At 70.5% G+C, this 6439-nt stretch carries 8 protein-coding genes and 1 pseudogene; 2 read left to right on the forward strand and 7 right to left on the reverse strand.

Annotation, left to right across the window (positions count from 1 at the left end; genetic code table 11):
- Positions 1–217: pseudogene (locus AC1D1T_RS28945) on the forward strand (tetratricopeptide repeat protein); the annotation flags it as partial.
- Positions 218–329: 112 nt separating this feature from the next.
- Here the strand turns inward: AC1D1T_RS28945 and AC1D1T_RS28950 are convergent.
- The 7 genes from AC1D1T_RS28950 to AC1D1T_RS28980 form a co-directional block, all read right to left on the reverse strand.
- Complete coding sequence (locus tag AC1D1T_RS28950) at positions 330–1088, reverse strand: 3-hydroxyacyl-CoA dehydrogenase (protein ID WP_477841519.1); 759 nt, start codon at positions 1086–1088, stop codon at positions 330–332.
- A gap of 20 nt (positions 1089–1108) precedes the next feature.
- Positions 1109–1762 carry an adenylate kinase gene (gene adk / locus AC1D1T_RS28955; protein ID WP_477841517.1) on the reverse strand — a complete coding sequence of 218 codons (654 nt, stop codon included), beginning with the start codon at positions 1760–1762 and terminating at the stop codon, positions 1109–1111.
- 183 nt (positions 1763–1945) lie between these two features.
- Complete coding sequence (gene kdsB / locus AC1D1T_RS28960) at positions 1946–2701, reverse strand: 3-deoxy-manno-octulosonate cytidylyltransferase (protein ID WP_477828898.1); 756 nt, start codon at positions 2699–2701, stop codon at positions 1946–1948.
- On the reverse strand, positions 2698–2904 hold the full coding sequence (locus AC1D1T_RS28965; RefSeq protein WP_477828897.1) for a Trm112 family protein: 207 nt from the start codon (positions 2902–2904) through the stop codon (positions 2698–2700). Before AC1D1T_RS28965 ends, kdsB begins: the two co-directional genes overlap by 4 nt.
- 14 nt (positions 2905–2918) lie before the next feature.
- Positions 2919–3932, reverse strand: a complete 1014-nt coding sequence (gene lpxK / locus AC1D1T_RS28970) for a tetraacyldisaccharide 4'-kinase (protein ID WP_477992982.1) — start codon at positions 3930–3932, stop codon at positions 2919–2921.
- A gap of 19 nt (positions 3933–3951) precedes the next feature.
- Complete coding sequence (locus tag AC1D1T_RS28975) at positions 3952–4380, reverse strand: ExbD/TolR family protein (protein ID WP_047508951.1); 429 nt, start codon at positions 4378–4380, stop codon at positions 3952–3954.
- Between the two features lie 12 nt (positions 4381–4392).
- Positions 4393–5028: a MotA/TolQ/ExbB proton channel family protein gene (locus AC1D1T_RS28980; RefSeq protein ID WP_047508839.1), complete on the reverse strand. Its 636-nt coding sequence runs from the start codon at positions 5026–5028 to the stop codon at positions 4393–4395.
- 444 nt (positions 5029–5472) lie between these two features.
- Between AC1D1T_RS28980 and xseA the strand changes: the two genes are divergently transcribed.
- A partial coding sequence (gene xseA / locus AC1D1T_RS28985) for an exodeoxyribonuclease VII large subunit (protein ID WP_477992983.1) occupies positions 5473–6439 on the forward strand: 967 nt, incomplete at its 3' end.

Consider the following 6439-nt stretch of genomic DNA (forward strand, 5'->3'; position numbering starts at 1 on the left):
GGTCTACGGCGGGCAGGCCAAGCCGGGGCTGGAGCTGATGCAGCAGGGCATCGCCAAGGGCACGAAGCGGCCCGATGACGCGAAGCTGCACCTGGCGATCGCGCAGCTGGTGGCGGGTGATCACGCCAAGTCGGCGGCGACCTTCCGGACCGTGCAGGGCAACGACGGCACGGCCGACCTGGCCCGGTTGTGGGCGCTGTACGCGAGAAAGAAGTAGCACCGAAAGCACCCGCGAAGCGCGGTGCCCATCAAGCAACTCCCGCGGAACCGGCTCTGCCGGGCCGCCGGGAGGCGCCCCTCGGGGGCAGGAGCGAAGCGACTGGGGGGCTCTATTTCGGTGCCAGGCGGATTGCGCCGTCGAGGCGGATCACCTCGCCGTTCAGCATCTCGTTCGTGATGATCTGGTGCACGAGCTTCGCGTAGTCCGCGGGCGTGCCGAGGCGGCTCGGGAAGGGCACGCCGGCGGCCAGTGCGTCCTGCACCTCCTGCGGCATGCCGAACAGCATCGGCGTGCCGAAGATGCCCGGCGCGATCGTCATGTTGCGGATGCCGTTGCGGGCCAGGTCGCGCGCGATCGGCAGCGTCATGCCGACGATGCCGCCCTTCGACGCGGCATAGGCTGCCTGGCCGATCTGCCCGTCATACGCTGCCACGCTGGCGGTCGAGATCAGCACGCCACGCTCGCCGGTGGGCTCGGGCGCGTTGCGGCTCATCGCCTCGGCGGCGAGGCGGATCATGTTGAAGCTGCCGACCAGGTTGACCGTCACGGTCTTCGAGAACACCGCGAGCGGGTGTGCGCCGTCCTTGCCGACCGTCTTGACGGCCGGTGCGATCCCGGCGCAGTTGACGAGGCCCATCAGCTTGCCGGCCGCCACCGCCGCGGCGACGACCGCCTGGCCGTCGGCCTCCTGGCTCACGTCGCAGCGCACGAAGACGCCGCCCAGTTCCTTCGCGACCGCCTCGCCCTTGTCGGCCTGCAGGTCGGCGATGACGACCTTGCCGCCCGCGGCCGCGAGCATGCGCGCCGTGCCTTCGCCGAGGCCCGAGGCCCCGCCGGTCACGATGAAGACCTTGCCTGCGATGTCCATGGCGCCTCTCCCTCGTCTTCTTACTGAAGCGCGGCCAGCGCGCGCGCAGTGATCTCCTCGACCGTGCCGGTGCCGGAGATCTTGCGGTACCTGGGTGCCACGGCGTCGCCGGCCGCGGCCCAGCTGGAGTAGTACTCGACCAGCGGGCGCGTCTGCTTCTGGTAGACGTCGAGGCGCTTCTTGACGGTCTCTTCCTTGTCGTCGTCGCGCTGGATCAGCTCGTCGCCGGTCACGTCGTCGCGGCCCGCGGTCTTCGGCGGGTTGAACTTCAGGTGGTAGCTGCGGCCCGAGGCCGGGTGCACGCGGCGGCCGCTGATGCGCTCGATGATCGACGCATCGGGCACGTCGATCTCGAGCACGAAGTCGAGCTTGACGCCGGCGGCCTTCATCGCGTCGGCCTGCGGGATGGTGCGCGGGAAGCCGTCGAACAAGAAGCCCTTCGCGCAATCGGGCTGGGCGATGCGCTCCTTCACGAGACCGATGATGATGTCGTCGCTGACCAGGCCGCCCGCGTCCATCACCTTCTTGGCCGCCACGCCGAGCGGGCTGCCGGCCTTGACAGCCGCACGCAGCATGTCGCCGGTGGAGATCTGCGGGATGCCGAACTTCTGGCAAATGAACGCCGCTTGCGTGCCCTTACCGGCGCCTGGCGCGCCCAGCAGAATCAGTCTCATCAGTCTTCCTCAATTTATGGAATTCGTGGCCGCGGTGCCAGCCGGCGCAGGCACGGGCTTTTGCCATCGAGAATAGCATGCGACTTCCTGCGCGAAACTGACGCAGGGCAGGTCGCCGGGCCCTCGGCGCCCCCGGGTTTACACCGGCTTCGCAGGTGCGCGATTCACCCGATCAGTGCCCGCTCAGCGCCCGATCTGCGCCCGAACACGGGCCAGGTCTTCGGGCGTGTCGACCCCCGGCCCGGGGCGCACCGCGCTCACGTGCACCGCGATGCGATGCCCATGCCACAGCACGCGCAACTGCTCCAGCGATTCGGTCTGCTCGAGCGGGCAGGGCGGCAGCTTCGGGAAATCCCTCAGGAAGCCGGCGCGGTAGCCGTAGAGGCCGATGTGGCGCAGCGGCGGGGGAGACGACAGCGCCTCGATGCCCGAGGCATAGCCGTCGCGCCACCACGGGATCGGCGCGCGCGAGAAGTAGAGCGCGCGGCCCGCGCCGTCGAGCACGACCTTCACGACGTTCGGGTTGCGCAGCTCGTCGACGCTGTCGATCGCATGCGCCGCGGTGCTCATCGGGCAGTCGGGCTGCGATTGCAGCAGCGCCGCGCAGGCGTCGACCAGTGCGGGCTCGATCAGCGGCTCGTCGCCCTGCACGTTGACGACGATCTCGCCGGGCTGCAGGCCCAGCAGTGCGCAGGCCTCGGCGAGGCGATCGCTGCCGGTCGGGTGGTCGGTGCGCGTCAGCACGCAGGCCACGTCGTGCGCGCGACAGGCGGCGACGATCTCCGCATCGTCGGCGGCCACCACCACCTGCTGCGCGCCCGACAGCGCGGCGCGGCGGGCGACGCGCACGATCATCGGCAGCCCGCCGATGTCGGCCAGCGGCTTGCGCGGCAGCCGCGTCGACTGCAGCCGTGCCGGCACGAGGACGGTGAAGCTCACGCGCTGCTCCCGGCCTCGGCAGGCGCGGTGTCCAATGAGCGCGCCTCGGTCTCGAGCATGATCGGCATGCCGTCGCGCACCGGGAAGGCCAGGCGGTCGGCGTTGCACACCAGTTCGTGCGCCGCATCCTGCGGCGGGCGCTTGTGCTCCAGCGGCCCCTTGCACAGGGGGCACACCAGCAGTTGAAGCAGTCGGGTGTCCATCGGGCGTCCTCGGGTCAATGGTGGGCTCGCTGCGGAAGCAGCGCGAGCAGCTCGGCGGCGAAGGCCGGCGGAAGCTGGAAGTCTAGCGTCGCGACCCACACGCGGGTCGTGCCGAGGCGCGCGGGATCGAGCTTGACGGCATCTTTCTCGGTGACGACCACGTCGGCCGTGTCGGACGCCCAGGGCAGCTGCGCGAAATCGTGGTGATCGGGCAGCGGCAGCTCGGCGATGTCGAGGCCGGCCTCGCGCAGCATCGAGAAGAAGCGCTGCGGATGCGCGAGCCCGGCGGCGGCGAGCAGGCGGCGGCCGCGCAGGTCGGTGGCAGCGGCGGACGTGCCCTCCAGCCAGGCCTGCAACGGCGTGAAGCGGCGCAGGCCGCGCTGCACGACATGACCCGGCAGCGCCGTCGACGCGATCGGCGCGTTGTACAGCAGCACGCTGCGCGCGGGCAGCGCAGGAGGCATCGGCTCGCGCAATGGCCCGGCCGGCAGCAGCCAGCCGTTGCCGGCCCCGCGCTCGTCGAACACGATGACCTGCGCATCGCGCGCGAGCTGCCGGTGCTGCAGGCCGTCATCGCAGACGATCACGTCGACCGCGGGATGGGCTGCCAGCAGCGCGCGGCCGGCCTGCACGCGGCGGCGGCCGACGGCGACCGGCGCGCCGCTGCGGCGCTGCATCAGCAGCGGTTCGTCGCCGCAGGCGCTGGCCGGCGTGTCGGGCGTCACCAGCACGACCGTGTCACCGGCGCTGCCGCCGTAGCCGCGCGACACGATGCCCGGCGTCCAGCCGTGCTGCCGCAGCAGCTCGACCACCGCCAGGCAGGTGGGTGTCTTGCCGGCGCCGCCGGCGATCAGGTTGCCGACGACGATCACCGGCACCGGCAGGCGCTCGATGCGCAGCCAGCCGGCCCGGAACGCGAAGCCGCGCAGCGCGACGATGGCCGCGTACAGCCCGGCCAGCGGGCGAAGGGCCCACGCGAGCGCGCCACGCGCCAGCCAGGCGCGCTGCAATCGAAGGGAGAGCGACACGGGACCGGCGCGCAGCCGCTCAGCGGCCGTCGCCGCCCTGCGAGCTCTGGGCCGCGAAGGTCAGCCGCGCGAGCCCCGCGCGGCGTGCGGCGTCCATCACCGTGATGACGGACTGGTGCGACGACGCCGCATCGGCCGAGACGATGATGATCGCGTCCTTCGCGCCGGCGGACGCCGACAGCAGCTCGGCCGTCAGCATCTCGACGCTGCGGCCGTCGAGCGTCTTGCGGTTGACCGCATAGCGGCCTTCCGCCGAGATCGCGACGATCACTTCCTTGTTGTTCTCGCGCGGCTTGTCGGCATCGGCCACGGGCAGGCTGATCTGCAGCTCGGTGAACTTCGAGTAGGTGGTCGACAGCATCAGGAAGATCAGGACGACCAGCAGCACATCGATGAACGGGATCAGGTTGATCTCGGGTTCTTCGGGGTGGTGCTTGCGGAACTTCATCGCCATGGCCCGTCAGCCTGCCTTGCGCACCGCGGTGAAGCGCATCAGGTGCGGCACCATGCGCTCGGCGGCTTGCTCCATCTCGAGCGTGTACGCATCGATCAGGCCCCGGAAATAGCGGTAGGCGATCAGCGACGGGATCGCGATCATCAGGCCGAACGCGGTGTTGTACAGCGCGACCGAGATGCCGTGCGCCAGCAGTGCCGGGTTGCTGCCGCCGGTGGGCGCCTGCGAGCCGAAGATCTCGATCATGCCGATCACCGTGCCCATCAGGCCCAGCAGCGGCGCGGCCGACGCGATGGTGCCCAGCGTGTTCAGGAAGCGCTCCATCTTGTGCACCGCGCTGCGGCCGGCGGATTCGAACGCGCCGTGCAGGTTGTCGTGCGAGATCCGCGGGTCGGCGATGATCGCGCGCAGGCCGGTGGCGAGCACCTGGCCGAGCAGCGAGTTGTCGGCGAGCTTGTTGACGACGTCGGCGGCCGGCAGGTGGGCGCGGGTGACCGAGATCACTTCATCGAGCAGCCGGGGCGGCGCGATGCGCGCGACCCGCAGGCTGGACAGGCGCTCGATGATCAGCGCGAGCGCAATGATGGAACACAGGAGCAAGGGCCAGATCGGCCAGCCAGCGGCTTGTATGATCGAAAACAATCCGGTCCTCTCAGCAATGATGGGGTGCGGCGATGCGCAGGAGTTGCGACCGACGGCGCGACCGACGGCCGGACCCTGCGGTCCCGTGCGGTCTCTTTTTGGACGCGCGATTATGACCCCAAGGCAGGCCCGCCACGCACAACGGCAAGGCAACCGCATGTTTGCCGGCCGCGGTCCGACACGGTGAGTTGATGTAGTGCCGGCCGACTACATCCTGAGTCCACCGCAACTGTGGATAACTTTGTGGGCAACCGTGGGTCGAACGCGCCAAAGCCGCGCCAAATCAGGCTCTGCCACAGATTGCTCAATCTTTAAGCATGAAAAAAACGTTGAAAATCAATGACTTGGGCGATTGTGAATGCGGCATGACAGCCGAATCGTGCCGCCAGCCCTTGATTGGCGGGCTTGTGGAGTTCTCGACCCGCATGAACGCTGGGTTTGCACATGTTTGAGCGCTCGGCGGGGCRGGGCGAGCGCCAGGTCTGGAGCGTCGCGGGGCTGGTCAACGCGGTGTCGGACGCGCTGGCCGCGCGCTTCAGCGCCTGTGTCGTGCAGGGCGAGCTGTCGGGCTTCTCGCGCGCGGCCAGCGGGCATTGCTACTTCAGCCTGAAGGATGCGGACGGGCAGCAGGCGGCGATCCGCTGTGCGATGTTCCGGCGCGCGGCGAGCCTGGTGGGGTTCAACCCGGTCGACGGGCAGCGCGTCGAGGTGCGCGGGCGGCTCGCGGTCTACGAGCCGCGCGGCGAACTGCAGTTCGTCGTCGAATCGATGCAGCAGGCCGGCGCGGGTGCGCTGTACGAGCAGTTCCTGCGGCTGAAGGCGCGGCTCGAGGCCGAGGGGCTGTTCGATCCGGCGCGCAAGCGCGAGCTGCCGCGGTTTCCACGCCGGCTCGGCGTCGTCACCTCGGTGTCGGGCGCCGCGCTGCACGATGTGCTGACCACGCTGGCGCGGCGCGCGCCGCATGTCGCGGTCGTCGTCTACCCGAGCCTGGTGCAGGGCGCCGAGGCGCCGGCGGCGTTGGTGCGTGCGTTGCGCCAGGCGGCCGAGCGCGACGAGGTCGATGCGTTGCTCGTGTGCCGCGGCGGCGGCTCGCTGGAGGACCTGTGGGCGTTCAACGACGAGCAGGTCGTGCGGGCCATCGCGGCGAGCCCGCTGCCGACGATCTGCGGCGTCGGCCACGAGACCGACGTGACGCTGGCCGACTTCGCCGCCGACCTGCGCGCACCGACGCCGACCGCCGCGGCCGAGCTGGCGGCGCCGCCGACGCRCGAACTGGCCGAGACGCTGGCCGCGTTCGCGACCTTGATGCAGCGCCGCGTGCACCACGTGCTCGACCAGCAGGCGCAGTGGATCGACCGCGCCGCGCTGCGGCTAGCGCGGCCGGGGCAGGGCGTGCGGGCCACGGCGCAGC

This window comes from Rhizobacter sp. P2_H3 (assembly GCF_056403355.1).